General features: G+C 58.5%; 24 protein-coding genes. All 24 read left to right on the top strand.

Features of this window, described 5'->3' with window-relative positions:
* Positions 1-31: 31 nt before the first annotated feature.
* The 24 genes from PKO02S_RS09595 to PKO02S_RS09710 all read left to right on the top strand — a co-directional run bounded on the left by PKO02S_RS09595 (position 32) and on the right by PKO02S_RS09710 (position 26124).
* Complete coding sequence (locus tag PKO02S_RS09595; RefSeq protein WP_307720016.1) at positions 32-688, top strand: 3-oxoacid CoA-transferase subunit B; 657 nt, start codon at positions 32-34, stop codon at positions 686-688.
* A 19-nt stretch (positions 689-707) separates the two neighbouring features.
* Complete coding sequence (gene fabG, locus PKO02S_RS09600; protein ID WP_127581730.1) at positions 708-1466, top strand: 3-oxoacyl-ACP reductase FabG; 759 nt, start codon at positions 708-710, stop codon at positions 1464-1466.
* Positions 1467-1529: 63 nt separating this feature from the next.
* Positions 1530-1982, top strand: coding sequence for an FAS1-like dehydratase domain-containing protein (locus PKO02S_RS09605; RefSeq protein ID WP_246066903.1), 453 nt, complete (start codon positions 1530-1532; stop codon positions 1980-1982).
* Positions 1983-2002: 20 nt separating this feature from the next.
* Positions 2003-2431 (top strand): MaoC/PaaZ C-terminal domain-containing protein, encoded by a 429-nt coding sequence (locus tag PKO02S_RS09610; RefSeq protein ID WP_127581733.1) that lies wholly within the window; start codon positions 2003-2005, stop codon positions 2429-2431.
* 8 nt (positions 2432-2439) lie between these two features.
* The gene (locus tag PKO02S_RS09615; RefSeq protein ID WP_127581736.1) at positions 2440-3609 is read left to right on the top strand and encodes an acetyl-CoA acetyltransferase; all 1170 of its coding nucleotides are present in this window, start codon (positions 2440-2442) and stop codon (positions 3607-3609) included.
* A 2-nt stretch (positions 3610-3611) separates the two neighbouring features.
* Positions 3612-4028 carry a Zn-ribbon domain-containing OB-fold protein gene (locus tag PKO02S_RS09620; RefSeq protein WP_127581739.1) on the top strand — a complete coding sequence of 139 codons (417 nt, stop codon included), beginning with the start codon at positions 3612-3614 and terminating at the stop codon, positions 4026-4028.
* A gap of 17 nt (positions 4029-4045) precedes the next feature.
* Complete coding sequence (glaH, locus tag PKO02S_RS09625) at positions 4046-4957, top strand: glutarate dioxygenase GlaH (RefSeq protein ID WP_127581742.1); 912 nt, start codon at positions 4046-4048, stop codon at positions 4955-4957.
* 16 nt (positions 4958-4973) lie between these two features.
* Positions 4974-5750 (top strand): SDR family NAD(P)-dependent oxidoreductase, encoded by a 777-nt coding sequence (locus PKO02S_RS09630; protein ID WP_127581745.1) that lies wholly within the window; start codon positions 4974-4976, stop codon positions 5748-5750.
* Positions 5747-6418 (top strand): aspartate/glutamate racemase family protein, encoded by a 672-nt coding sequence (locus tag PKO02S_RS09635; protein ID WP_127581748.1) that lies wholly within the window; start codon positions 5747-5749, stop codon positions 6416-6418. The genes PKO02S_RS09630 and PKO02S_RS09635 overlap by 4 nt, the downstream gene beginning before the upstream one ends.
* Positions 6419-6433: 15 nt before the next feature.
* The gene (locus tag PKO02S_RS09640; protein ID WP_127581751.1) at positions 6434-7600 is read left to right on the top strand and encodes an acyl-CoA dehydrogenase family protein; all 1167 of its coding nucleotides are present in this window, start codon (positions 6434-6436) and stop codon (positions 7598-7600) included.
* A gap of 130 nt (positions 7601-7730) precedes the next feature.
* The gene (locus tag PKO02S_RS09645) at positions 7731-8498 is read left to right on the top strand and encodes an IclR family transcriptional regulator (RefSeq protein WP_127581754.1); all 768 of its coding nucleotides are present in this window, start codon (positions 7731-7733) and stop codon (positions 8496-8498) included.
* Between the two features lie 1061 nt (positions 8499-9559).
* Entirely contained in the window at positions 9560-11128 is a 1569-nt protein-coding gene (locus tag PKO02S_RS09650; RefSeq protein ID WP_127581757.1) for an extracellular solute-binding protein, read from the top strand.
* Between the two features lie 33 nt (positions 11129-11161).
* Entirely contained in the window at positions 11162-12064 is a 903-nt protein-coding gene (locus tag PKO02S_RS09655; RefSeq protein WP_127581760.1) for an ABC transporter permease, read from the top strand.
* Positions 12065-12072: 8 nt separating this feature from the next.
* The gene (locus PKO02S_RS09660; protein ID WP_246066904.1) at positions 12073-12954 is read left to right on the top strand and encodes a carbohydrate ABC transporter permease; all 882 of its coding nucleotides are present in this window, start codon (positions 12073-12075) and stop codon (positions 12952-12954) included.
* A gap of 30 nt (positions 12955-12984) precedes the next feature.
* Positions 12985-14322, top strand: a complete 1338-nt coding sequence (locus tag PKO02S_RS09665) for a DegT/DnrJ/EryC1/StrS family aminotransferase (protein WP_164821371.1) — start codon at positions 12985-12987, stop codon at positions 14320-14322.
* A 40-nt stretch (positions 14323-14362) separates the two neighbouring features.
* A complete protein-coding gene (locus PKO02S_RS09670) occupies positions 14363-15271 on the top strand; it encodes a Gfo/Idh/MocA family protein (RefSeq protein WP_127581766.1) in 909 nt (302 codons plus the stop codon).
* A gap of 51 nt (positions 15272-15322) precedes the next feature.
* Complete coding sequence (locus PKO02S_RS09675) at positions 15323-16783, top strand: TIM barrel protein (RefSeq protein WP_127581769.1); 1461 nt, start codon at positions 15323-15325, stop codon at positions 16781-16783.
* 337 nt (positions 16784-17120) lie between these two features.
* Positions 17121-19445 (top strand): helix-turn-helix domain-containing protein, encoded by a 2325-nt coding sequence (locus tag PKO02S_RS09680; protein WP_127581773.1) that lies wholly within the window; start codon positions 17121-17123, stop codon positions 19443-19445.
* Between the two features lie 153 nt (positions 19446-19598).
* Positions 19599-21164: an extracellular solute-binding protein gene (locus tag PKO02S_RS09685; RefSeq protein ID WP_127581776.1), complete on the top strand. Its 1566-nt coding sequence runs from the start codon at positions 19599-19601 to the stop codon at positions 21162-21164.
* A gap of 16 nt (positions 21165-21180) precedes the next feature.
* A complete protein-coding gene (locus PKO02S_RS09690; protein WP_127581779.1) occupies positions 21181-22053 on the top strand; it encodes an amidohydrolase family protein in 873 nt (290 codons plus the stop codon).
* A 34-nt stretch (positions 22054-22087) separates the two neighbouring features.
* A complete protein-coding gene (locus PKO02S_RS09695; RefSeq protein ID WP_127581782.1) occupies positions 22088-23272 on the top strand; it encodes an N-acetylglucosamine-6-phosphate deacetylase in 1185 nt (394 codons plus the stop codon).
* A gap of 16 nt (positions 23273-23288) precedes the next feature.
* A complete protein-coding gene (locus PKO02S_RS09700) occupies positions 23289-23714 on the top strand; it encodes an ureidoglycolate lyase (RefSeq protein ID WP_127581785.1) in 426 nt (141 codons plus the stop codon).
* Between the two features lie 60 nt (positions 23715-23774).
* Positions 23775-25058 carry a hypothetical protein gene (locus PKO02S_RS09705; protein WP_127581788.1) on the top strand — a complete coding sequence of 428 codons (1284 nt, stop codon included), beginning with the start codon at positions 23775-23777 and terminating at the stop codon, positions 25056-25058.
* Between the two features lie 28 nt (positions 25059-25086).
* Complete coding sequence (locus PKO02S_RS09710; protein ID WP_127581791.1) at positions 25087-26124, top strand: Gfo/Idh/MocA family protein; 1038 nt, start codon at positions 25087-25089, stop codon at positions 26122-26124.
* Positions 26125-26146: the final 22 nt, after the last annotated feature.

Genomic DNA, 26146 nt, shown 5'->3' on the forward strand with positions numbered 1-26146 from the left:
GCCGCTGTCCAAGGAGCAGGTCAAACAGTACATCGCCTGGAGGTGCGCCCGGGAGCTGCAGCCGGGAATCGTCAATTTGGGCATCGGCATCCCGATCTACGTCCCGGATTATTTGCCGGCCGGCCGGATTACGCTGCACAGCGAGAACGGCATTCTCGGCGTCGGACCTTCGCCTGCGCCGGGACAGGAGGACCCCGATCTCGTCAACGCCAGCAAGCTGCCGGTTACGGAGCTACCGTACACGTCGTTTTTCGATAGCTCGTGGTCGTTCGCGATGATGCGCGGCGGGCATCTGGACGCCACCGTGGTCGGGGCCTTGCAGGTCGCCGAGAACGGCGATCTGGCCAGCTGGGCCATTCCCGGCCAGGATGTGCTCGGTGTTGGCGGCGTCATGGACCTCGTGATCGGGGCGAAACACGTTATTGTGGCGATGACCCACGTCAGCGCCAAGGGAGAGCCGAAGATCGTGCAGCAATGCACCTATCCGCTCACCGCTTCGAGACGAGTCGGGACGATCGTGACCGAATACGCCGTCTTCAAAATCGCGGTCGGCCGGCTTCAACTCGTCGAGCTGATCGAGGAAATGTCGCTCGACGAACTGAAGAGCATCACGCCGGCCCGGTACGACATAGCCGAAGCGTTGGCGCGTCCTCGTCAGGCGGATGCGGTTCCATTTCTCAAAAATTAATTCAGGGAGGCCAAGTGGCATGAGCAGCTTGCAGGGGAAGGTCGCGGTCGTAACCGGCGCCGGTCAAGGCATCGGTGCGGCGACAGCGATACGGTTGGCCGCCGGCGGAGCCAAGGTCGCCGTGGTGGAGCTGAAAGAGGAGTTCGGGCATAACACCGTGCAGGCCATTCGGGCGGCCGGCGGGGAAGCGATAGCGATCGGCTGCAACGTGACGAACGGCACCGAAGTCGAACAAGCCGTGACGCACACGATCGAACGGTTCGGCCGGCTCGACATCCTGGTGAACAACGCGGGGGTAATTCGCGACAACCTGTTGTTCAAGATGTCCGAGGACGACTGGGATACGGTTATGGACGTGCACTTGAAAGGGAGCTTCCTGTTCAGCCGCGCCGCGCAAAAGCATATGGTGCGGCAGCGCTACGGGAAAATCGTCAACACGAGCAGCACCTCGGCGCTCGGCAACCGGGGCCAAGCCAACTATTCCGCGGCGAAAGCCGGCTTGCAGGGGTTTACGAAGACGCTGGCGATCGAGCTCGGACCGTTCAACATCAACGTTAACGCGGTGGCGCCGGGGTTTATCGTGACCGCGATGACGAAAGAGACGTCGGAGCGCATGGGAGTCGACTTCGAGGAGAGGCAGCGGGCCGCCGCCGAGCAAATTCCGCTGCGTCGGGTCGGACAGCCGGAGGACGTCGCCAACGTAATCGCTTTTCTCGCCAGCGACGAAGCGAGCTATGTGTCCGGACAAGTTATTTATGTAAGCGGCGGACGACGCTGAGGGTTTTTGAAGGCGGAAGGGCGAAGAGCGGAAAGCGGAAATGCGCAGAGCGGAAAGGCGGAAATGCGCAGAGCGGAAAGGCGGATGAAGGTGGATATCGATGAAAGCGTAATCGGCAAAACGAGCGAGATTCAGCAATTTATCGTGGAGGAGGCAGCGATCCTGGCTTTCGCCCGGGCGATCGGCGATCAACACCCGCTGTATACCGACAGAGACATCGCCCGAGCATACGGCTACCCGGCTATCGTAGCGCCTCCGACGTTTCCGACTACATTCCGGTTCGCCTACCCTCCGGTTCCTTACGAGCCGAGCCGCTCCATTCACGGCGAGCAGGAATACCGCTACGAGCGTCCGATCGTCGCAGGCGACGTGCTGATCTGCTTGAGCCGAGTCGTGGGCGTGAAGGTGCGGCACGGCAAGCTGGGGAAAATGACGCTGCTCACGACTGAAATTCGCGGCGCGGACCCGGAAGGCCGGCTGGTGTTTACCGGCGTAAGCACGGTCATTTTACGTTGAAGGACGGTGGGTGGACAGGCATGAACTGGACTGGGCTTCAAGTGGGACGGGAGCTGGACCCGCTGGTCAAGCCGCCCGTAGATAACGCGCAGCTGTCGGCCTACGCGCAGGCGTCCGGCGATTTCAATCCCATCCATACCGACGACAGGGTCGCACGCGAAAAAGGGCTGGACGGCGTCATCGCGCACGGCATGCTCGTCATGGGGTTTGTGGGCCAGTACGCGGGACGAATCGTCGGATTGAACGGCTTCGTCAGCCGGTTGCAGGTACGGTTCGTGGAGATGGTCAAGCCGGGCGACGCGCTCGTATGCCGGGCCGAAGTTGTCGCGAAGGACGAGACGGCATGGACCGCCGAGCTCGAGCTGACCGTCGAGAAGGAGCCGGGGCGGGCGGTCGCCGTCGGCCGGGCGAGCTTGAATTACACGAGAGAAATGACGGGAAAGGACTGAGGGCAACAATGTCGATCAAACATGCGGCGGCGATCGTCGGCATCGGAGACGTCGAGCTGGAGAACGGGAAAGTGAAAGGAGGCAAGTCCGTCCTGCACATTCAGGCCGAAGCGGCCAAAGCCGCCCTGGAGGATGCCGGGCTCGGGCTGCGGGACGTCGACGGCCTGTTCGTGTCCGGCTTATGGGGGCTGCCGGGCGTCGGCACCTTTTCGTCGATCGCCGTAGCTGAATATCTCGGGATCGAGCCCCGATATACGGACTCGACGAATATCGGGGGATCGTCGCCGGAGGCGCAGCTCGGCCATGCCGCAGCGGCGATCCAGGCTGGTTTGTGCGAGGTAGCTCTGATCGTGTACGGCAGCACGCAGCGCTCGGAACGCTCGCGCAACTTAGGCGGACGTCCCCCCTCACTGACCGCGCAATACGAAACGCCGTTCGGCCTGCCGTCCCCGGTCGGCGGTTACGCCATGGCGGCTCGGCGCCACATGCACCAGTACGGGACGAAGAGTGAGCAGCTGGCCGAAGTCGCCGTGTCCGCGCGGAAGTGGGCCATGTTGAATCCGCAGGCGACGATGCGCGACCCGCTGACCGTGGCCGACGTGCTCGGCTCGCCGCTGATCTGCGACCCGCTGCATCTGCTCGACTGCTGCCTCGTGACCGACGGGGCGGGGGCGGTCGTGGTCACGTCGGCGAAGCGGGCGCGGGATTGTCGGAAGCCGCCCGTCTGGCTGCTCGGACAGGGGGAATCCCATTCGCATTTGTCTGTGATGGGGATGCCGGACTTGACGGTGACGCCGGCGGCGAAGTCGGGCAGGACGGCGTTCGAGATGGCGGGTTTGTTGCCCAAGGATATCGATGTCGCGGAAATTTACGATTCATTTACGATCACGGTGCTGCTGACGCTGGAGTCGCTCGGCTTCTGCAAGCCGGGCGAAGCGGGGGATTTCGTCGCGGGCGGCCGAACGGCGCCCGGCGGGGCGTTCCCGATGAACACGAACGGCGGGGGATTGTCCTATGCGCATCCGGGCATGTACGGAGTCTTCTTGCTGATCGAGGCGGTCCGCCAGCTGCGCGGCGAATGCGGCGACAGACAGGTGGCGGACGCGAAGATCGCGCTGGTGAACGGCACGGGCGGCACGTTGTCCTCGGCATCCACGTGCATATTGGGGAGGGATTGAGCATGGCCGACATCGTCAAACCGGTACCGATACCCGACGGCGATTCGATGTATTTCTGGGAGCGCTGCAACGAAGGCAAGCTAGTTGTCCAGCATTGCGCCGACTGCGGACGGCACGTGTATTATCCGCGAGCGTATTGTCCTCGCTGCATGTCGGGCGAGCTGGAATGGGTGGAATGCCTCGGCCGCGGGACCGTGTATTCCTATACGGTGGCATATCGCCCTTCCGGTCCGGCATTCGCCGACGACTGCCCGTACGTAGTTGCGCTGATCGATTTGGCGGAGGGCGTGCGGATGATGTCCAATATCGTCAACGCGAAGCTCGAAGACATCCATTGCGACATGCAGGTGGAGGTCGTGTTCAAGGAAGTCGGAGAGGTCAAGCTGCCTATGTTTCAGCCGATCGGGATTCGATTTTGATACTGGAGGGTACTCACATGACATTCGTCCACACGCAGCCGGCTTACACGGTCGCGCCGCATCCGCAGCACAAGCGGCTGTACCGGATCGAGGCGGCGCCTGAAGCGGTAGCCGAGTTTGTGAACTTCTTTGCCGATACGGCGCTTCAGCATTTGGAATACGTGCCGTATTCGCGCTACATTTTGTCCGCCAAGCTGCGCGAGCTGCTCGGGGACTCCTTCCCGGATACGATTCGCGGCATTTTGCACGACCGGCAAACCGGCGGATTCACGATCGGCGTGCAGGGGGGGACAACGAATCTGGACGATTGCGTCAAATTCGCCACGGCCGTCGCCCACCTGGTCGGCACCCCGAACTTCGATGCGATGTCGGGTATGTACTACGCCCGGTTTTCCGTCCAGCATACCGACAATAGCGATTCGTACCTGCGCCAGGCGTACCGGTTGTTTACGCTGCACACGGACGGCACGTACGTCGACGAGGCGACCGACTGGCTGCTTATGATGAAGCTGGACGAACGGAGCGCGGCCGGGGGCGAATCTACGCTGCTCCATCTGGACGACTGGGAGGAGCTGGAGCGGTATGCGACGCATCCGCTGGCCGTCTACAAATTCACGTACAAGTCGCCGGGCAGCAAAAACGTAGGGGAGTCGCTAAACCACGAGACGTTTTATTTACGGAACGACAAGCCGTGTATTTATTTTATCGATCAATTCGTACACCCGGAGACGATCGAGCAATCCGTTTATTTGCGGGACATGTCGGCTTCGCTGGAGGACAGCCCGTCCAAATGCGCGATCCGTCTGCCGGTCGGCGACCTGATCATGCTGAACAATACGTTCTGGATGCACGGTCGCGCTCCATTTGAACAAAATCCGCAATTGTACCGCGAGCTGCTGCGCATTCGCGGCCAATTCGCCAAATGCTGAAGGGGAGGCGTTGCAGATGAACGAACAACCGTATGAAGCCGTTTCGCTCGGCCTTCGGGGCCGCAAGGCTCTTGTCGTAGGCGCGGGCGGCATCGGCGAAGCGTGCGTGGAGCAGTTGATCCGACAAGGGGTCCAACTGGTGCTTGCGGATATCGACCAGAGCCGGCTCGACGCCATTGCCGAGCTGAACCGTTTCGACGAGGCGGGCTGTTATACCGTGCGCTGTGACGTTCGCCAGCCGGACGACTGCCGCCGGCTCGTCGACGATACGTGCGACAAGCTCGGCGGCCTCGACCTGTTCATTCATATGGCCGGGATCAATATCCGCAAGCCGGCGACGGAGCTGGACGATGCGGAGTGGCGGGACATTCTGGACATTAACCTGACGAGCGCGTTTACGCTCACGCAAGCGGCAGGCAAGCGGATGGTGCGGCAGGGCTACGGACGTATCGTCTTGTACTCCTCGGTATCCGGGCTGCTGGCGCACAAAAACCATTCCCCCTACGCCGCAAGCAAAGGCGGAATGAATCAGATGATGCGGGTTATGGCGCATGAGTGGGCCGACAAGGGCGTGACGGTCAACGCGATCGCTCCGGGTTATATGGAGACGCATCTGACCCGGGACTACTTGCGTCAATCCGACACGTACGACAAGCTGACCCAGCTCATCCCGGCCGGCCGGCTCGGCAATCCGATCGACGTGATCGGACCGACGCTGTTCCTGCTCTCCGACCTGGCCCGTTTCGTCACCGGCCACGTCCTGTACGTGGACGGGGGGCGGACGCTCGTATGAAAGTCGCGCTTATTCACGCGACGACGACCGCGGTGGCGCCGATCGAACGCGCCTTCCGCGATGAGGCATCCGGGAGCGGAGCCGCCGTCGAGCTGCTCCATTTGATGGATACGGGGCTGCTCGCGATGATGGAGGCCGAGGGCGAGCTGACGCCGGGGATCGTCGAGCGGATGGCCGTCCTGCTCGACCTGGCGATGCAGTCGCAGACCGACTGCATTCAGCTGACGTGCTCTGCGTTCAACGAAGCGGTGCTGACGCTTCAACCGCGATACGGCGTCAAGCTGTTCCGATCGGATGAAGCGATGCTCGACGAGGCGCTCGCTTACGAACGCATCGGTCTCGTCTCGACCGTCCGGCAGACGCCAGTCGCCTTGCTCGCTTACTTGAAGGCGCGAAAGCCGGACGTCCGCGTCCGGTCGCTTGTCGAGCCTGGGCTTATTCATTTGCTGTTCCAGGGCAGGCGCAAGGAGCACGATGAGCGAATCGTCGACATGGTCCGGGAGCTGGACGGGCATGTAGACGTCATCGTGCTTTCGCAATACAGCATGGACCATGTGGCGGAGCAGGTTCGCCCGTCCGTACCGTTATTGACGGCGCCGGCGGCATCGGCTCGAAGATGTTTGGCCTACTTGACCGGAACGCGGCGAACGAGCCGGACGAGCCGATAGCGGGAGGTTGATTTGATGGATTTTTCCTTTTCCGGCGAAACGTTGGAGCTAAAACGACGCGTGCGGCAGTTTGTGCGGGAAGTGGCCGAGCCGTACGCAGACGAGATCGAAAAACAGGACGAGGTACCTCGACAGCTGCTCGAACAGACGATGAAGATGGGGCTGTTCGGGTTGGGCATTCCCAAGTCGTACGGCGGACTCGGGTTGAGCATGCTGGACAAATGCGCGGTTTTGGAGGAGCTGGGCTACACAAACAACGGCTACGCGAGTATCGTCGGCTGCCATACCGGCATTGGTTCGGTCGGCATCGTGGAGCTGGGCAGCGAAGCGCAAAAACGCGCCTATTTGCCCGACATGGCGGCGGGCGAGCGGCTTGGGGCGTTTGCGCTGACCGAACCGGATGCGGGCTCGCATGCCTACAATCTCCAGACCAAAGCGGTCAGGATCAAGGACAAGTATATTCTTAACGGCACTAAACATTTTATTACGAACGGGGCGATCGCCGACGTATTCACCGTCATGGCGGTGACCGATCCGCAGCAGGGCGTGAAGGGGATCAGCTCGTTTATCGTGGATAAACGGTTCCCCGGCTTTTCGGTCGGCCAAGTGCACGACAAGATGGGGCTGCGTGGCTCGCCCGTGGCGCAGCTGGTTTTCGAGGACTTGGAGGTACCGGCGGAAAACCTGCTCGGCCGGGAAGGGCAGGGCTATGTCAACGCGCTGAAAATATTGACGAACGGGCGGGCCGGCTTGGCGGCGCGCAACCTCGGCTCCTGTCAGAAGCTGCTAGACCTGAGCGCGGGCTATGCCTCCCGGCGGGTCCAGTTCGCCAAGCCGATCTTCGAGCAGCAAGCCGTGCAGCATATGCTGGCCGACATGGCGATGGAGATCGAGGCGCTGCGCTGGATGACGTACCGGACGGCGTGGATGACCGACCACAAGGCTAATGTCATTAAAGAAGCGGCGATGTGCAAGCTGTACGCCTCCGAAGTATTCAACCGCATCGCCGACCGGGCCTTGCAAATTCACGGCGGCATGGGCTACATGAAGGAATTCGAGATCGAGCGGTTTTACCGCGACGCGAGAATTACGCGGATCTATGAAGGCACTTCGGAAATCCAGCGGAACATTATCGCGGCGCAGCTGCGCAAGGAATACGAGCAAGAGGCGATCGTCCCCTGACAAGAAGGCGGCGCCCCGCATTTCGCCCCAGCACATGGAACGGCGGCGAACGGCTCGCCGCCTTTCTTCGCCCCGTTTTTTTGAGTATAATGAGGGTTGACTTAATTATTCAAATACGGGTGATAGCAAAATGAGCGTGAACGCAAACGATCCAGCATTGAAGGTGCTCCATATATTTGAAGCGTTGGCGAATGTGGACGGCGGCGGAATGGGCATGATGGAAATTTGCGAGAAAAGCGGACTAAGCCGCAGCACGACCCATCGTCTTCTGGCCGCGCTGACGGAGTCGGGTTACGTGGTACGCGACGCCCATTCCAAAAAATACAGCCTCGGTCTCCCGATTCTGCGCATCGCCACATCGCTGCTGAACAACATCAATTTGCGAAAGCTGCTCCATCCGTTTCTGGAGGAGCTTTCTTTGGTTACGGGCGAAACGGCGCATTTGGCTCAACTGGACGGAGTTCATGTCGTCTATATCGATATCGTGGACAGCCCGAAGGAAATCGGCTTTTTGACTACGTTTATCGGAAAACATATGCCCTTGCACAGCACGGCGACAGGCAAGGCGATTTTGGCCCACATGCCGAAGCCGTTCCGCGAGCGGGTGTACCGCGAGGCGGGGCTGGCGAAGGTGACGGAGCATACGTTGACGGACGAAGAGCGGGTGGAGGCGGAGCTGGACAACATCCGTCGGCTCGGCTATTCGTTGGACCGGATGGAGCAGCGGGACGGAGTGAAAAGCATCGGGTCGCCGATTTTCAACCGCAAGGGAGAAGTGGTGGCCGCGATCAGCGTCGCAGGACCGGCGTTCCGCTTCGAGCCCGAGGACAAGGCTATCGTCGGCGCCTTGCAGGAAGCGGCGCTGCGGATGAACAACCACGTGCAGCGACTGCTCTAAGGAAAGGCAAAAAACTCCTGGAACTCGTTGAGGTTCCGGGAGTTTTTTTGACCAAATAGTAAGAACCGCTAAGCACGAAAATTCGCGTTGCAGCAGCAGTCCAATTTTCTCACCACCTCTAAGCACGAAAATCCGCGTTGCAGCAGCAAAACCAGCACTCCCACCGCCTCTAAGCACGAAAATCCGCGTTGCAGCAGTCCAGCACTCCCGTCACCTCTAAGCACGAAAATCCGCGTTGCAACAGCAAAACCAGCATTCCCAACGCCTCTAGGCACGAAAATCCGCGTTGCAGCAGCAAAACCAGCATTCTCGCCGCCTCTAAGCACGAAAATCCGCGTTACAGCAGTAGCCCAGCTCACCGACCCACTAATCTTGTTTAGGAGCTTAGGTTCAATGCAAGGCTAGTGACCGGTCAGATATCTATTAGTTGTAAAATCTAGTCTGCTTGGTGAGCAAAACAGTCAGTTGCGTTTGATGTCGAGTTTAATGGGTTCGTAAAAATACTAGCTCGGGGACAGCGTTGTTGGAGGAGAGCTGCTGTCGGGAATACGTGGGTGGGCACAATGTGCAATGTGCAAGGTGCAGGAGTAAGGAGCAGCCGGGAGGGCAGGAAGAGCAGGAAGAGCAGGAAGAGCAGGGAGAGCCGGATACCAAATTTCGCAATCTGAGAACCATATTTCGCATGCTGGTTCTATTTCGGCCAAACCGAGTACCTAAGTATCCAGAACGCGAAGCTAGCTTCGCGTTTGGAGTACATAGATACTCCGATCGTCATTCTCAGAGTAAATGAAGGAAATTTGGTTCTCAGCCTGTTTACTTTTGTACTCAGTATCCCACCGTCGACCACCACCAACTGAACGCCAACGCCAAGGACCGTCCGCAGGACAGTTTTTAATTCCGCGATCGCATTGTTCAATTATCATTGCCGCTCATTTTCATGATCATTACATGTATGCCCGAGTGCACCAACTGATAATTGCGTGCAAAAGCCGCCCGATCTTACAGTGGAGTCAGAAACATGAAAGCGGTAACAAAAAACAAAATTCGAAGGGGTTGGGAACATGAAAAAACTAAAAGCAAAACAGCTTGTCCCATGCATTACCGTCGTTCTGTTATCCGCAAGCTTGCTCGCGGCGTGCGGGAAAGATGCCCAAGAATCGTCCGACGCCACCTCCACCGGTCCGAAAGATCTCAGCATCCTGTTGTCGCACAATCTCGGTCCCTATGCGATGCAGTACAAGGGAGACGACGACGTGTACACCCAGGCGCTGTCGAAGCTGTCGGGCTACAATTTGCACTATATCTTCCTCGGCCACAATCAGGAGTACGTTCAACAGCTGACCGTTCGTTTCGCCTCGAAGGATTTGGCCGACATGGTAGAAACCGACGACGCGCTCAATTCCGTGATCCATCCCGGAGCGGTAGAGCAGGGCATCTTTCATCAATTGAACAATTTGCTGGATAAGTACGGCCCGGATATTAAGAAAAATATTCCGCAGGCGGTTTGGGACAGCCCGCGCATCAGCAAGGACGGCAAAATATACGGCATTCCTTCGCTGTCCGGCGCTCCGGCGAACCGGGTCGTCTACATGCGCCAGGACTGGCTGGATAAGTTGAACATGCCGCAGCCGAAAACGGTCGACGATTACCTGAAATTTTTCGAGGCCGTCAAAGTGCAGGACATGAACGGCAATGGCGATCCGAACGACGAATACGGCTTTTACGTGCGGGAAAATCTCGACTACAGCGAGATGTTCTTCAAGGAGTTCGGCGCGCATCCGAAGGAATGGATGTATCGCGACGGCAAGCTGCAGGCGGGCTTGATTCAGCCGGAAATGAAGGACGCGTTGAAATTTTGGAAAATGCTGTACGACAAAGGCTATATCAACCCGAATCTGTTCACGAACAAGTCGTCTGACTGGCGTGCGGGGATCAAGCAAGGGAAAGCAGGCATATGGCTGCACGATGTACAGAACTACCAGCAGGACTGGGCGCCGGAGCTGTTCGTCAATGAGAAAAACGTCAAAATTTCGCTGCTCGAAGGCCCACAAGGACCGAAGGGCAAAGGGCTGACGCTGGAGGGCGACCGGATCAAGGACGTGTGGGTCATCCCAACATCGAACAAAAATCCGGAGGAAGTGATCAAATATTTGAACTGGGCGTGGTCGAGCCCGGAAGCCGACAAGTTCTTCGCGTATGGTATCGAAGGTCGGAACTACACGGTAGGCACCGACGGCAAAATCGTGTTCGACGCCAAGAGCCAAGCCAATACGGAAATCGGCCAAGTGCGGCTGACGATCAATCCGCGTCAAGAGGGACGGCTGTCGCCGCTCGTCCTGGCGATCGATCCGAACGCCAACTTGCTCAAAGCAGGGCTGCAGGCCGCTCAAAACTCGATCTATAAAAATGACGGCCTGTACATGCCGAATCTGGATGCGCTGAAGACGCATCCGGAGCTGGGCAGCGGCGCCGGCACGCTATTCCTCGACATGTTTGCGAAAGTCGTTACCGGCAAGGCGGAGCTGGATGCGACCTTCGATCAATTCGTCAAAGATTGGAAGGCTCGCGGAGGAGATGCGGCGATCGCCGAAGCGACCAAATGGTATAAGGCGTTCCATCATATTCAATAACAGCTTGGACCGGACTTTTAAGGAGTGGTGACCATGACCCGAGCATTGAAGCAGAAAGACGCGGTCGTCCTGATGCTGATCGCCTTACCCGGCATTATGCACTTTTTGATCTTCAAATATATTCCGATTCTCGGCAACGTCATCGCTTTTCAAGATTACAACATTTTTCAAGGCATTACGCGGAGCCCCTGGGTGGGGTTCCGCAATTTCACGGACATGTTTACGTATGCTGAGTTTTACCGAATTTTACGCAACACGATTTTGCTAAGCCTGTATTCGATTCTGATCGGGTTCCCCGCTCCGCTGGCGCTGGCGCTGCTGCTGAATGAAATGCGGCGAATGTGGCTGAAGCGGTCGGTGCAGACGCTGCTCTATTTGCCGCATTTTCTATCCTGGGTGATCGTCGGCGGCATTTTTATCAACCTGCTGGCGATGGACGGATTTTTAAACACGATTTTAAAGCAATTCGGCCGGGATCGGCCTATCGATTTCATTACGCAGCCCGAATCGTTCCGGTTCATTCTAGTGCTGATCGGAGTTTGGAAGGAAGTCGGCTGGGGCATGATCATTTACCTCGCGGCCCTGGCCGGGATCAATCCGAACCTGTACGAGGCGGCGATGGTCGACGGGGCCGGCCGCTGGCGGCAAATGTGGTACATTACGCTGCCATCGCTTATGCCCGCCATTGTCGTACTGTTCTTGCTGCGCATCGGCAACGTGCTGGACGCCAACGTAGAGCAGGTGCTCATCTTCATCAACCCGCTCGTCCGCGATGTCGGGGAAGTCATCGATACGTACGTTTTCCGCGTCGGCCTGCTGGGGGCGAAATACAGCTATACGACGGCGATCGGCATTTTCAAATCAATTGTCGGTCTGGGCTTGATCATGGGGCTGAACTACCTCAGTAAAAAAACGACCGGGGAAAGCATCTATTAGGACAGGAGGTGATTCGTCTGCAAAATTATAGATCCGGACGAACGTTTCAGTTTTTCAACAATGCGCTGATGATCATTCTCAGCTTGTCCATGCTGTCACCGCTCATTCACTTGACCGCCGTTTCGTTCAGTTCTCCCAAATTCGTAGGCGCGAAGCAGGTATACTTTTGGCCGAAGGGCTTCAACATCGAGGTGTACAAAACGATTGTGTCGACCCATTCCATCTGGAAATCGCTGGGCGTCAGCGTTTATATTACGGTGTTCGGTACGCTCATTGCACTTGTGTTCGTTTCTTCCATCGCTTTTGCTTTATCCAGGCCCAATATGCCATACAAAAAGCTGATTTTGAAAGGTATAATCGTCACGCTTGTATTTTCGCTGCCGCTTATTCCGAGCTACCTTGTCGTACGGGCGCTCAGCATGGACAACACGTTATGGGCGCTTATGATGCCAGGGGCGCTGTCGGCATTTAATGTCATTATTATGAAAACCTTTTTTCAGGGCATCTCCAGCGAGATTTTCGACGCGGCCAAAATAGACGGATGCGGAGAGCTGCGCATTTACGGGCGGATCGTCATTCCGCTGTCCACCCCGGTTATTGCGACGATTGCCTTATTCCACGCGGTCGGTCAGTGGAATTCGTACTTCAGCGCGTTGATCTACATTCACGAACGCTCGCTAATGCCGATCCAGGTGCTGCTGCGCAGCCTGGTTATCGAGGACAACCTGATCTCGATGTCGCCGACCGGGGTCGATCTGGCCGTCCCATCGACGCCGGAAATGCTCAAGGCCGGCATCATCCTGTTCGGCACGCTGCCGATCCTGATCGTGTATCCGTTTTTGCAGAAGTTTTTCGTCAAAGGCGCGATGCTCGGCTCGCTGAAGGAATAGTCTCATACTAAAATAAGGAAGGTGTTCAAGTTGACTGCTACTACTACGAATAAACTAGCCTTGTTCGGGGGACCGAAAGCCATTACGCTCGATCCGGGCGACTTGTTTACATGGCCGATTATTACCGAGGAAGACGAGGCAGCCGCGCTGGACGTGCTGCGCCGAGGCGCCATGTCCGACAGCGACGTGACGATGAAGTTCGAGGACGACTTCCGGGCTTGGCTCGGCGTCAAACACGCGCTTGGCTTCAACAACGGAACGTCGGCGCTGCAGGCGGCCATGTTCGGCTGCGGCGTCGGCTCGGGCGACGAAATCATTTGCCCGAGCATCACCTATTGGGCTTCGGGCTTGCCTTCGTTCTCGCTCGGCGCCACCGTGGTGTTTGCCGATATCGACCCGGAGACGCTGTGCATCAATCCGAACGATATCGAGCACCGGATCGGCCCGAACACGAAAGCGATCGTAGTCGTGCATTATTACGGCTATCCGGCCGACATGGACCCGATTATGGAAATTGCCCGCAAACACAACCTGAAGGTGATCGAGGACGTTTCCCACGCTCAGGGCGGCATCTACAAGGGACGCAAGCTCGGCACGATCGGCGACGTCGGCGCTATGTCGATGATGAGCGGCAAGGCGCTGGCAATCGGCGAAGGCGGCATGCTGGTTACGAACGACCTTGACATTTACGAGCGGGCGCTGACGCTTGGCCATTACGAGCGGTTCAAGGCCAGCATCCATAGCGATAAGCTGAAGCCATACGCCGGTCTGCCGCTGGGGGGCTACAAATACCGGATGCACCAGGTGAGCGCAGCGGTCGGACGCGTGCAGCTGCGTCATTACGAGGAGCGGAACGCGGAGATCGCCCGCGCGATGAACTACTTCTGGGATTTACTCGAAAGCGTGCCTGGGTTGCGCGGCCACCGGACCGATCCGAAAACCGGCAGCTTCAATGGCGGCTGGTACAGCGCTCGCGGTCTATATTCGCCGGAAGAGCTCGGCGGATTATCCGTCACGCGTTTCTGTGAAGCGGTCCGGGCCGAAGGGTTCGCGGCCAGCCCGGGGGTCAACCGTCCGTTGCACCAGCATCCGCTGTTCAAGGATGCCGACGTGTATGCCCAGGGCAAGCCGACGCGGATTGCCGAAGCGGGGCGCGACGTGAGAGCGCTCGACGACGATCTGCCGGTGAGCGAGGGGATCGCCACCCGCGTGTTTACCGTTCCTTGGTTCAAGCATTACCGTCCGGACGTCATCGAGGAATACGCGAACGCCTTCCGGAAGACTGCTGAGAATTACCTCGAGCTGCTGCCGGGCGATCCGGGCAACCCCGCCGTGTTCGGCGGTTGGAGCACGTTTATTCATAAATAATGGATTTTTTTCGCCATTAATCATAAGGAGACGTCTCGCCATGACAACGAAAAAGCTGAAGCTCGGCATGATCGGCCTCGACACCTCGCACTGCACCGCGTTCGCCAAGCTGCTGAACGACTCGGCCAACGAGTACCACGTGCCCGGGGGCACCGTTATGTACGGCTACCCGGGAGGTTCGCCCGATTTCGATATGAGCCATACGCGCGTGGAGGGCTTTACCGCTACCCTGCGCGACGAATACGGCATTGCGATGCTCGGTTCGCCCGAAGAAGTGGCCGAACGGTCGGATGCGATATTGCTGACTTCGGTGGACGGGCGCGTTCACCTCGAACAGTTTCGCAAAATCGTAGGTTACGGCAAGCCGATATTCATCGACAAGCCGTTTGCGTTAACGACAGCGGAAGCTTCGGCTATGGTACAATCGGCTCAAGAGCATGGCGTCCCGATCATGAGCGCGTCCTCGGCGCGGTTCGGCCAGGAGCTGCTGGATGTGCTGGAGGCGGAAGCGAAGGACGACATTATCGGCGCCGACTGTTACGGACCGATGGAGCTGAAGCCGACGCAGCCGGGGCTGTATTGGTACGGCATCCATTCGGCGGAAATGCTGTACCGCATCCTGGGAAGAGGCTGCGTGCAGGTGACGGCCGTGACGAACGACCAATACGAGCTGGTCGTCGGCGTTTGGAAGGATGGCCGGGTCGGCACGATTCGCGGCAACCGTCGCGGCAATAAAACATTCGGCGGGCTCATTCACGGTATCAAGGAATCGGTATTCGTCAATACGAGCAAACATCCGAAGCCGAAATATGCCAGCCTGCTGGAGGCGGTCATGTCGATGTTTCAAACCGGGCAGCCGCCTATCGATCCGCAGGAAACGATCGAAATAATTCGTTTTCTCGAAGCGGCCAACGAGAGCCGGGCTACCGGCGCAACCGTTCGGCTGTAGGATTCGGCCAATCGGTGCGGCTCGGCAACAATCCGAAGGAGTGAAGCTTTCATGATTTGGGACCGGCTCGGCGTAATTAGCGACGAAGTGAGCGCTGATCTGAACGAAGCATTGGATTGGATGGTCGCCGAGGGACTGCGGCATGTGGAAATCCGTATGGTCGACGGCGTCAACGTGTCCAACCTGAGCGACGACGACGTGGCCCGCGTGTCCGGCGAAATCGCCCGGCGCGGCCTGCGTGTCTCTGCTATTGCGTCTCCGCTGTTCAAGTGCGCGCTCGATCCGACGCGCGAGGTCGCGACGGGAGACATGTTCGGCCAGGCCGAGGAAAGCATCGAGGCGCATTTCGACAAGCTGGACCGGACGATTCTAATCGCCGGTCGGCTCGGTACGCGCTGCATACGGATTTTTTCGTTCTGGCGGGAAGCCGCCCCGACGCAGCACACAGACGAAATCGTCGCGCACCTGAAACGGGCCGCCGCCGTGGCGGAACGGGCCGACGTCGTGCTGCTGCTCGAAAACGAAAGAACGTGCAACGGCGGATATGCCTTCGAGGTCGCTTCGTTCGTCCGGCAAGTCGGATCGCCGGCGCTGCGTGCTCTGTGGGACCCCGGGAACGAGTCGGCAGGGGAATATTGGAGTTATCCCGATGTGTACCGCGAAGTGAAGGAGTTGCTGGAACACGTCCACCTGAAAGACACTGTCGCGCTCAGCGACGGCAAATCCCGCTGCGTGCCGCTCGATTCCGGCCGGGTGCCTTACCTGAAGCAAATCCGAGATCTGGAACAGGACGGCTACAAAGGCCTGTACGTGATCGAGACGCATTATACACCGAGCGGCGGCACGAAGATGGAAGGGACGAAGCAGTCGCTCGAAGGGCTGCGCCGGCTGCTCGGCCATCCCTTCATCGCCAGCGAGCGAGTCGACCGGCTGCTTATGAACGTATACGACACCGATCGGTCGGTAGACGCGGCGGCGGCGATCGAAGTTGCGGCGAAGCTTAAGGAGCTGCTGTCGCGGCAGGCGCAAGTACGGCTGCTGCTGGACGCCTCCCCCTCTCAGAGCGGGTTTTGGACGCAACTGGCAGAGCAGCGCGGCATCGAATGGTCGCGGATCGCCGTCATCCAGTTGAACGAATACACCGGGCTGCCCGGCGACGCACCGGACCGGTTAGGTGACCGGTTGAGCGAACGTCTGCTGGAGCTCGTTCACCCCGGCGAACGGTATTTGATCGACGGGACGGGAGCGACGGAAGAGCAGGGTAGCCGGATCGCCTTGGCAGAAGCGCAGATCGATATCGCCTGCGTGGACATTTGGACGGGCGGGCGGATCGTTTCGACAATCGCTGCCGGCTCGCACTTGATCTGTACGGCATCGGGAGCGGTCAAGCGGCAGGCGGTGGAAGCGGCGCTGCGGGGAGACGGCTCGGCCGCCGATCCGTTCGCCGTCCTGCGCGGCCGCTCCGACAGCATGCTGCTCGTCGATCGGGCTGCCTACGGGGCTTCACTCTAGCAGTTCGGCGTGGAAACGAGCGGATGGGGGGTCATCCGCTCGCCACTCTCGGAAGTCCGCTTCCGGGAGCGCCGGCAAGCGCGGCGGGCAGTTGCCTTTTTTCGGACATTGACGGTTCCAGGGGGAATGACTATCATCAACAGTAAGGCGACAGAACCGTCCATCCATTCATGTATACGCTTCCAATAAGTCCTTGCGCGTCCGGCCCGGCGCGTAAGGGCGCTTCGTTGTTGTTGGGCCGTTTCGAGCGAAAGCCCAAGGGGGGGCTTCGAGGTGAGAGTAGGGATTTCTTTGCTGTGGGTAGAAACTATAAATTGTTCCGGCAAGGAGGATTTACATGCCCAACCGTAATCATCCATTCTCCTTCAAAAACTGGTCCTTCAAAAAGCTGTCCTTCAAAAACATTACCTTCAAACGAAAATTGATGGTGTTTTCGCTGCTGATTAGTATCATTCCGGTGCTGATCGTCGGTTTTTTCTCCGCGTTCATCGCCACCCAGAATATCCAAGAGGAAGTCAACCTCAACCACTCCAGCACCCTCAAGCAAATTCATTTTCAGATCAACAATTTGCTGAAAAACCTGCAAATCATCTCCATCCGGCTGGCATCGAACCCGGCGCTGGAACGGTCGGTGCAGGCCGGCTATTTCGTGGACAATCTAAGCCAGACATTCGATATGATCGAATCGATCAAAAGGGAATATAGCTACTCGACGATCAAATTCAACGTGTCTCTCGTCTACACGGCGCAAAAATATGTCTATTACAGCTCGAACATGGCGAGCAGCTTGACGGAAAGCCAAGCGATGGACATGGTGCGCGACAACAAGCCGATCGAAAACGCTTCGTTCATGGTACTGCCCGATCCCGCCGACAAGCAGCCCGATCTGCTGCTGTTCCGGCCGGTTCCGATGTACACGCATTATACCGACGGCATCTTGGTGCTGCATGTGAACGTTGATGAACTCGTCAAGTTTCTCGATACACTGAACGCCGGTGTCGGCAGCAAAATTTTGATCGTCGACCGGACAGGCAGCGTTATTTTCAGCAAAGACAAAAAAGATATCGGGACGCAGCTGCAAAACGTCTCGACGCTGGACAAAACGAAAGATACGCAGCTGCAGCTGCCCGACAACTATATGCTGGATGGTAAGGATTACCAGGTATCGTTCCAAAACTCGTCGTTCAACAATTGGACGTATATCGTCATGACGCCTACGATGGAGCTGATGCACCGGGCCGATTACATTAAGAAGATGACCGTCATCATGGTCGCGGTGATTGTGCTGCTCTGGGTGCTGCTCGCCTTCGTCGGCTCGAACCGGCTTTATTTCCCGATCGCCGTGCTGCTCAAAAAAATCGTACCCGAGCAGGAGCGGCATAGCGAGCCGTGGAACGACCTGAAGGCGCTGGGAGTGTACATCGACCGGATGGTCGCCTCCAAGCACGGCCTGGAACAGGAAATCAAGGAGCAGTCGCCCTATTTGCGGCAAAGCATTTTTCAGCAGCTGTTGCTCGGCGAAATGTCCGACCGGGAAATGCAATCGAAAACGGAACGGTACAACCTCCCGTTGAAGGGCGACTGGTTTTACGTCTGTATTGCCGACGTGGACCAACATGCCGAGTTCGCCCGCAAATACAACAAAGGGGACCGCACGCTTATCCATAACGTCATACGCAAAATGATCGAAGAGATCGTCGGCGAGGAGCGGCAGTGCCTGACGTTCGTCCCTCATATGGGACAGGTGATCATCATCATAAGCATGGATGCGGCGAACTGGGAGACGGACAAGTGGGTGCAGGGCCGGATGGATTTGTTCCGGCATTATTTGGAGGAGCACGTTCACTTGACGGCGAGCGTGGCGGTCGGTCCCGCTCAGTTCGGCTATTCGGGGATCAACCAAAGCTACGAGCAGGCATTGAAATTCTTGCGGTACCGGCTCACGATGGGTCATAACGTGACGATCTCGAACGACAACGTAGAGCCGTCGGTCAAACAGCTCAACCAGTCTATTATGGAGAAGCAGAAGCATATCGTGTTCAGCGTCATTCACGGCAACATCGACGAGGCGAACTTGCAATTGGCCGACATGATCGTCGATTTGCCGGACAGCGTGGAGAGCACGGAAGCGGTGCTGGCGTCGCTCACCTATTTGCTCGGAGAGCTGGAATATATGCTGCATCAGATGGGCTGCCGCCTGAACGAGACGCTGAACGTTGACGTCTACAAGCAGCTTTACCGGATGAAGACGATCGGGGAGGTCGAGGAATGGCTGTCGCGTCAAGTGTTCCCGGGCGTCAAGGAGCAGCTGGAAAAGATGACGGTCTCGAAAAAAACGAAAATTATCCAGCAGGTGCTGCAATATGTCAACGAGCATTACAAAAGCGATTTGTCGCTGCAAAGCTTGGCTGACGAATTCAACATTTCACCTTCCCACTTAAGCCGCATGTTCAAGGAGGAGACGAACCGAACGTTCAGCGATTATATACTGGAATACCGGATGAACAAGGCTAAGGAATGGCTGGAGCATACCGACATGCCGATCAAGGAAATCGCCGATCAGCTGCGCTACACGAACGTCACCAATTTTACGCGAGCGTTCAAGCACTTTTATGGAACGCCACCCGGGCAATTCCGGTTGGGCTCGATGTCCGAAATGTAGCGTTAATCATTCCCGCTCTTTTCACTTATCATTACATGCGTGCCGAATCGCAACAACTGATAATTGCGTACAACCGCCGCCGCCGCTTACAGTAGGATCAGCCTTGTAAGCGATAACACGACAACGCGGCAATAGGACGAGGGGAGAAGGATCATGAAAGGGAAAGCCAAACATCGCGTCGCGCTGGCCATTATGCTGCTGTTATCGGCAAGTCTGTTGCCGGCTTGCGGCCGTACAAGCATCGCTCCGTTTCAATCCCCTTCTGCCGAATCGAACGAGATCAGCATCTTGTTGTCGCATAACAACGGCCCTTACGCCATGAAGTACAAAGGGGATGACGACGTCTACACTCGGGAGCTATCCCGGCTGTCGGGCTTCAATCTGCACTTCGACTTCCTTGGCCATTCGACGGATTTCATCCAGCAGCTGACCGTCCGATTCGCCACCAAGGACTTGGCCGACCTGGTTGAAACGGACGACGCGCTCAATTCGAGCATGCATCCCGGAGCGGTCGAGCAGGGCTTGCTGTACCGGCTTAACGATTTGCTGGACCAATATGGCCCGGAAATCAAATCGCACATTCCGCAAGCGGTATGGGACAGCCCGCGCATCAGCAGAGACGGGAACATTTACGGCATTCCCGCCTTGACCGGTGCCCCGTCGATCCGCGTCGTCTATATCCGTCAAGACTGGCTGGATAAGCTGGGTATGCCTCAACCGAAAACAGTGGACGACTATTTGGCGTTCTTCGAGGCGGTCAAAGAGCGCGACATGAACGGGGACGGTGACCCGAACGACGAATACGGCTTCTACGTGAGGGAAAATCTGGAATACAGCGACCTGTTTTTCAAGGAATTCGGCGCCCATCCAACGGAATGGATGTATCGCAACGGCAAGCTGCAGCCGGGTTTGATCCAGCCGGAGATGAAGGATTCGTTAAGATTCTGGAAAATGCTGTACGACAAAGGGTATGTCAACCCGAACCTGTTCACGACCAAATCGTCCGACTGGCGGAAGGGCATCAAGCAGGGAAAAGCTGGAATGTGGCTGCACGACGTGCCGAATTACCAGCAGGATTGGGCGCCGGAGCTGTTCACGAACGAGAAAAACGTCAAAATTTCAATGCTCGAAGGCCCGCAAGGCCCGAAGGGCAAAGGACTGAAGGCAGAGGACGACCGGATCAAGGACGTGTGGGTCATCCCGACCTTGAACCAGCATCCCGAGAAGGTGATCCAATATTTGAACTGGGCGTGGTCGAGCCCGGAAGCCGAAAAGTTTTTCGCGTACGGCGTGAATGGCCGGAACTATACGGTCGACAACGACGGCAAGGTCCGCTTCGACGCCAGCAATCCGGCGAATGCGGAAATCGGCCACGTGCGACTGTCGATCAATCCGCGCGAGGAAGGCAGGCTGACTCCGCTCGTGCTGGCGATCGATCCGAACGCGGAGCTGCTCAAAAAAGGGCTGCAGGCAGCGCAAAACTCAATTTTTCAAACGGACGGGTTGTACAAGCCGAATTTGCAGGCGCTGAAGACGCACCCGGAATTGGGCAGCGGTGCGGGTACGCTGTTCCTCGACATGTTCGCCAAGATCGTTACCGGCCGTGCCGATCTGGACGAATGCTTCGAGCAATTCGTCAAGGATTGGAACAGCCGCGGCGGCGAGGCCGCTATTCGCGAAGCGACGAAGTGGTACAAAGCTTTTCACGATATCGAATAAATCCTGGTGATTGGAGATGGACGAATTGATCATCGACGCGCATAATCATCCGAACTGGAAAGGCCATAACTTGGAACGCTTTATCGAGAACATGGACAAATTCAACATCGACAAAACGTGGCTATTGAGCCGGGAAACCCCGTCCGACGAGTCCGATCCGCGTAGCCTGTACGTCTACCCGGATTTCGGCGAGGACGGCCCGCTTTCCTTCCGAAACTGCCTGTCCTTCTACGAACGCCGCCCGGACCGGTTCGTGCTCGGCTACGCGCCTGACCCGCGCCGTCCGGATGCGATTGATCGTCTCCATTCGGCGATCAATTTGTACGGCGTCCGCATCTGCGGCGAAATCAAGCTGCGGATGATGTACGACAATCCCGACGCGATTCGGATGTACCGGTTTTGCGGGGAAAAAGGGCTTCCCGTCACGGTGCATATCGATTACGAGTTCGATACGGGCAGCAAATACCCGCGTCCGAACTGGTGGTACGGCGGCGGCATCGACGCCTTCGAACGGGCGGTCAAAAAATGTCCCGACACGTATTTCATCGGTCATGCGCCTGGATTCTGGGCCCATATTTCGGGCGACGACCAATTCGATAAGGTGCCGTACCCGAAAGGAAAGGTGGAGCCGGGCGGCGATGTAGTTCGCATGCTGCGCCAATATCCGAATTTGTACTGCGACATTTCCGCAGGCTCGGGCTGCAACGCGTTCGAGCGCGACCCGGAGTTCGCCAAGCCGTTTATACTGGAGTTTCAGGACCGTATCCTGTACGGACGGGACAATTTCAACAACCAGCATCAGGACATGCTGAGCAAGCTGGACTTGCCGGAGGACGTGCTCGACAAAATTTACTACAAAAACGCGTTGAAGCTCGTTCCGCTGGATTAAACCAGATCGCTTGTGGAGAGGGGCAACATTCAGGATGAGTCAACCTTATTGGATCGAAGGCTTGCACTACCGCAGCGGCGAGCCGGTTTCGCTCAAGCTCGATAACGGCGTCATCGTGGAAGTCGGCGTTCCGGAGAGGACGGAGAAGGAGCTGCCTTGGATCGCTCCGGGGTTCGTCGATCTGCAAATCAACGGCTACTTGGGCATGGACTTCAACAGGCAGCCCATCGCCGACGATCTCGTCGGGGAGGCGACTAGAAGCATGTGGAAGGAAGGCGTCACCTCGTATTTGCCCACGGTTACGACGAATACGGCGGAACGGATCGAGCAGGCGCTGGCGTCGATCGCCTCGGCGTGCGAACGGGATGCCGACGCGGGGCGGGGAGTGGCCGGCATCCATGTGGAAGGACCGTTCATCTCGCCCGAGGATGGGGCGCGCGGCGCGCACGGTCTGGAATACGTACGGGCGCCCGACTGGGAGCTGTTCCAACGGTGGCAGGAGGCGGCCGGCGGCCGGATTAAAATCATCACGTTATCTCCCGAATGGGATTCCGCCGAATCGTTTATCGCCAACTGCTCGAGGAGCGGCGTGATCGCCTCGATCGGCCATACGAAAGCGACGTCTGAGCAAATTCGCCGGGCGGTCGACGCCGGAGCGGTCATGTCCACCCATCTCGGCAACGCCGCCCATCCCGAGCTGCCCCGTCATCCGAACTATATTTGGGACCAATTGGCGGATGACCGGCTGTACGCGTCGCTTATCCCCGACGGCTTCCACTTGCCGGAAACGTTTCTGAAGGTGGCGATGCGGGTCAAAGGCGACAAAGCCGTGCTCGTGAGCGACGCCGTCGCGCTTGCCGGCTTGCCGGCCGGGGAATACAAGCACCAGAGCGGGCGCTCGGTGTTCAAGACGCCGGAAGGCAAGCTGGTGCTCGGCTCCAACCCGAAGCTGCTGGCCGGCTCGGCGCAAATGCTGCTGTGGGGTATGGAGCATCTCGTGCGCAGCGGGCTGTGCGAGCTGGCCGATGCATGGGACATGGCTTCGACCCGTCCCGCGAGGCTGATCGGCTTGCCTGCGGGACAAGGCATCGCCGTCGGCGCGCCGGCCGACCTGGTCGCTTATCGAACGAAGGGCGACCGCATTCAGCTCTTGAACACGTATAAAGCGGGAGCTAGCGTCTATCAGAGCGAGCCGCCGGAAGCGGCGGGCTTCGAATGAGAAGAAGGAGGAGCTAATGCCTATTTCGTTAAAGGTATTGACCGCCGCCGCCTTCGCTCCGTACGGCGATCTCATTGCGCATGACGGCGAGCTTGAGGCGGATTTTCAAGTGATCGTCGACGAACCGGACGCGCCAGGCTGGCGAATCGCCGTCAATCGGGTGACGGCTGCGCCGATCGTCTCCCTCGGCCGCCATCCGAATACGCGCGAATCGTTCGAGCCGTTGTCCGGTACGGTCGTCCTTGTCGTCGCCGGACTTGACGAACCGGACCGACTCGAAGCGTTCGTGCTCGATCAGCCGGTGTGCCTGCTCGTGGACGTCTGGCATGCCACGATCGCGATCGGCAAGCCGGCGCTTGTGAAAATTACCGAAAACCATTCCGTCCGCTCCGAGGCTTATGCGCTGCCGGGTCCACTTCACGTCGGGTTGACGACCGGCTGACCCTGGCATGGCGCTGCGGCGGACACGGACCGGTTATTTCAGAGTTAGGAGCGAATGACGATGAATTATGTGTTGGAGATGGGTGTCGCGAAAGTGGACATTACGCCGGAGACGCCGATTCCGCTGGCCGGCTTCGGCTTTCGAAGCGGCCCTTATGAAGGAGTCACCAGACCGCTTTACGCCAAAGTTTCGTTGTTCCGGCAGCCGGCCGCAGCGGGCGGCGCTCCGGTCCAACTGCTTGTCGTGCAGGCGGATCTGATCGCGCTGTCGCCCGACGTCGTGCCGGGCTTCGCTTCCGCGATCGCGGAGCGGTACGGGCTGGCGGGGACTTCCGTGCTGTACAACGCCTCGCATACGCACGGCGGTCCGTTTATGCGCGGAGGCATCGCGGCGGGGCCGATCGATACGGGCTACACGCGGCTGCTCGAAGCCCGTCTGCTGCAGGCGACCGAGGAGGCGTTCGCCAACGCGGAGCCGGTTGGCGCCGCCAAGGCGCTCGGTGCCTCCGGCATCGGCATTCACCGGCGCAAAGTCGTAAACGGCAAAATGACGATGGCGCCCAATCGGGAAGGGCCGATCGACCGGGAGGTGACGGTTGTCACCTTCAGCCGCACGAGCGACGGCACCCCGAAAGGCATGTTCGTTCATTTTACGTGCCACCCAACGACGACAGGAGACAACCTGATCAATTCGGATTTTCCCGGTGTGGCGATGGAAAGTATCGAAGAGGCGGTCGGCGGCGGTGTAGTCGCCACGTTTTTGCAGGGCTGCTGCGGGGACATCCGTCCGAATGTGACGAACGAATCCGGCGGCTTTTACCGAGGCGACGATAGGGATGTGCGACGGCTCGGCACGATGCTCGGCGACGAGGTGGCCGCCATCTGGAGCAAGGAGGCCCGGACTTTGGAGCCGTGCGCGCTCGAGGTGCGGGACACGATGGTCCGGCTGCCCTTCGACGACGCGTTGGCCGAACCGGAGGAATCGCTGCCGGAGCGTTATGCGAAGCTGAGGCGAGAATGGCTGGAGCTGTCGCCGGACAACCGGTTGTACAAGCCGATGCGGGTGTCCTACATGAAGCTCGCGGAAGGATTGGAGCTGGTCGGCTTCGAAGGGGAGGTCGTCGTCGAATACGGGCTTCATCTGAAGGCACAGTTCCCGGACGCGGTGCTGCCGCTCGCTTACACGAACGGCGTGATCGCCTATATCCCGACGGCCGCCCAACTGATCGAAGGCGGCTACGAGCCGCGCGAATCGATTCGGTTGTTCGGTCTGCCCGCCCCGTTCAGCGGAGCGATCGAAGCGTTGATCCGCGAAGCGGCGGTCAGCCTCGTGCGCGGGGAATAAGACGGCAAGGAGAAGGAGGCAGGAACGTATGGACATTCGCCGATTCGGCATTATCGGCTGCGGCTTTATTGCGACCATTCATATGGACGCGATCCGTCAAATCGAACAGGCCGCCCTTGTCGGCGTCGCCAGCCGCTCCGAGGAGCGGGCGAAGGCGGCGGGCGATAGCAACGGCTGCGCGTGGTATACGGATTACCGGGAGCTGCTCGCGCGGCCCGATCTCGATTTCGTGTGCGTGACGACCGGGAGCGGCAGTCATTACGCTATCGGGATGAACGCGCTCCACGCGGGCAAACACGTCGTCGTCGAGAAGCCGATCGCTATGACGTCCCGCCAAGCGGATGACATGATCGCGCTGGCCGAGCACAAAGGGTTGACGCTGACGGTCGTTTCGCAGAACCGCTTCATCCCGCTGCACCGGGTCGTTTACGACCTGCTGAAGCAGGGTAGGCTCGGCAAGCTGCTGCTGGCCGAGGTGTCCCGTCCGTTTTTCCGCACGCAGGACTATTACGATTCGGCCGATTGGCGCGGCACGATCGCCGAGGACGGCGGGGCGATGATGAACCAGGGCATCCATTCGATCGATTTGCTGCTGTGGTTGGCCGGCAAGCCGAAAGCGGTCATCGGGCGCACGTCCACGATGACGCATCGTATGGAAGCCGAGGATATGGCGCTAGCCCTGCTCACGATGGAGAGCGGAGCGTTCGCCACTATCCTGTGCTCCACCAGCACGAGTCCGGGTTTTATTCCCACGCTCAACCTATATGGCGAGCTCGGTGCGATCAAGATCGAAGGATCCAGAATCACGCACTGGTCCGTGCCGGGTGTGGAGATGCCGCAAATCGCCGAAGACCGCAGGGTCGGCAGCGGAGCTTCCGATCCGAAAAACGTGGCAAGCGAATACCACCGGCTGCAGCTGCTCGACACGATCCGGGCTGTCGAGGAAACTCGGAATCCGCTCGTCACCGGAGAGGATGGCAAAAACGCCGTCAAGCTGATCGAAACGATCGTCGCCTCATCTGCGCAAAACGGCCTCTCTCTGGCGTTTGGCGCGTCCTGTGAATAAGTCCGTTACAGGTCCCAGGGAA

The sequence above is a fragment of the Paenibacillus koleovorans NBRC 103111 genome (genome assembly GCF_004000845.1).
GTDB lineage: Bacteria > Bacillota > Bacilli > Paenibacillales > NBRC-103111 > Paenibacillus_AA > Paenibacillus_AA koleovorans.

Bases quoted from the DNA above. Each gene is read 5' to 3' on its own strand.
- fabG (WP_127581730.1), top strand. From the start codon at position 708: ATGAGCAGCTTGCAGGGGAAGGTCGCGGTCGTAACCGGCGCCGGTCAA.
- PKO02S_RS09605 (WP_246066903.1), top strand. From the start codon at position 1,530: ATGCGCAGAGCGGAAAGGCGGATGAAGGTGGATATCGATGAAAGCGTA.
- PKO02S_RS09610 (WP_127581733.1), top strand. From the start codon at position 2,003: ATGAACTGGACTGGGCTTCAAGTGGGACGGGAGCTGGACCCGCTGGTC.
- PKO02S_RS09615 (WP_127581736.1), top strand. From the start codon at position 2,440: ATGTCGATCAAACATGCGGCGGCGATCGTCGGCATCGGAGACGTCGAG.
- PKO02S_RS09620 (WP_127581739.1), top strand. From the start codon at position 3,612: ATGGCCGACATCGTCAAACCGGTACCGATACCCGACGGCGATTCGATG.
- glaH (WP_127581742.1), top strand. From the start codon at position 4,046: ATGACATTCGTCCACACGCAGCCGGCTTACACGGTCGCGCCGCATCCG.
- PKO02S_RS09630 (WP_127581745.1), top strand. From the start codon at position 4,974: ATGAACGAACAACCGTATGAAGCCGTTTCGCTCGGCCTTCGGGGCCGC.
- PKO02S_RS09635 (WP_127581748.1), top strand. From the start codon at position 5,747: ATGAAAGTCGCGCTTATTCACGCGACGACGACCGCGGTGGCGCCGATC.
- PKO02S_RS09640 (WP_127581751.1), top strand. From the start codon at position 6,434: ATGGATTTTTCCTTTTCCGGCGAAACGTTGGAGCTAAAACGACGCGTG.
- PKO02S_RS09645 (WP_127581754.1), top strand. From the start codon at position 7,731: ATGAGCGTGAACGCAAACGATCCAGCATTGAAGGTGCTCCATATATTT.
- PKO02S_RS09650 (WP_127581757.1), top strand. From the start codon at position 9,560: ATGAAAAAACTAAAAGCAAAACAGCTTGTCCCATGCATTACCGTCGTT.
- PKO02S_RS09655 (WP_127581760.1), top strand. From the start codon at position 11,162: ATGACCCGAGCATTGAAGCAGAAAGACGCGGTCGTCCTGATGCTGATC.
- PKO02S_RS09670 (WP_127581766.1), top strand. From the start codon at position 14,363: ATGACAACGAAAAAGCTGAAGCTCGGCATGATCGGCCTCGACACCTCG.
- PKO02S_RS09675 (WP_127581769.1), top strand. From the start codon at position 15,323: ATGATTTGGGACCGGCTCGGCGTAATTAGCGACGAAGTGAGCGCTGAT.
- PKO02S_RS09680 (WP_127581773.1), top strand. From the start codon at position 17,121: ATGCCCAACCGTAATCATCCATTCTCCTTCAAAAACTGGTCCTTCAAA.
- PKO02S_RS09685 (WP_127581776.1), top strand. From the start codon at position 19,599: ATGAAAGGGAAAGCCAAACATCGCGTCGCGCTGGCCATTATGCTGCTG.
- PKO02S_RS09690 (WP_127581779.1), top strand. From the start codon at position 21,181: ATGGACGAATTGATCATCGACGCGCATAATCATCCGAACTGGAAAGGC.
- PKO02S_RS09695 (WP_127581782.1), top strand. From the start codon at position 22,088: ATGAGTCAACCTTATTGGATCGAAGGCTTGCACTACCGCAGCGGCGAG.
- PKO02S_RS09700 (WP_127581785.1), top strand. From the start codon at position 23,289: ATGCCTATTTCGTTAAAGGTATTGACCGCCGCCGCCTTCGCTCCGTAC.
- PKO02S_RS09705 (WP_127581788.1), top strand. From the start codon at position 23,775: ATGAATTATGTGTTGGAGATGGGTGTCGCGAAAGTGGACATTACGCCG.
- PKO02S_RS09710 (WP_127581791.1), top strand. From the start codon at position 25,087: ATGGACATTCGCCGATTCGGCATTATCGGCTGCGGCTTTATTGCGACC.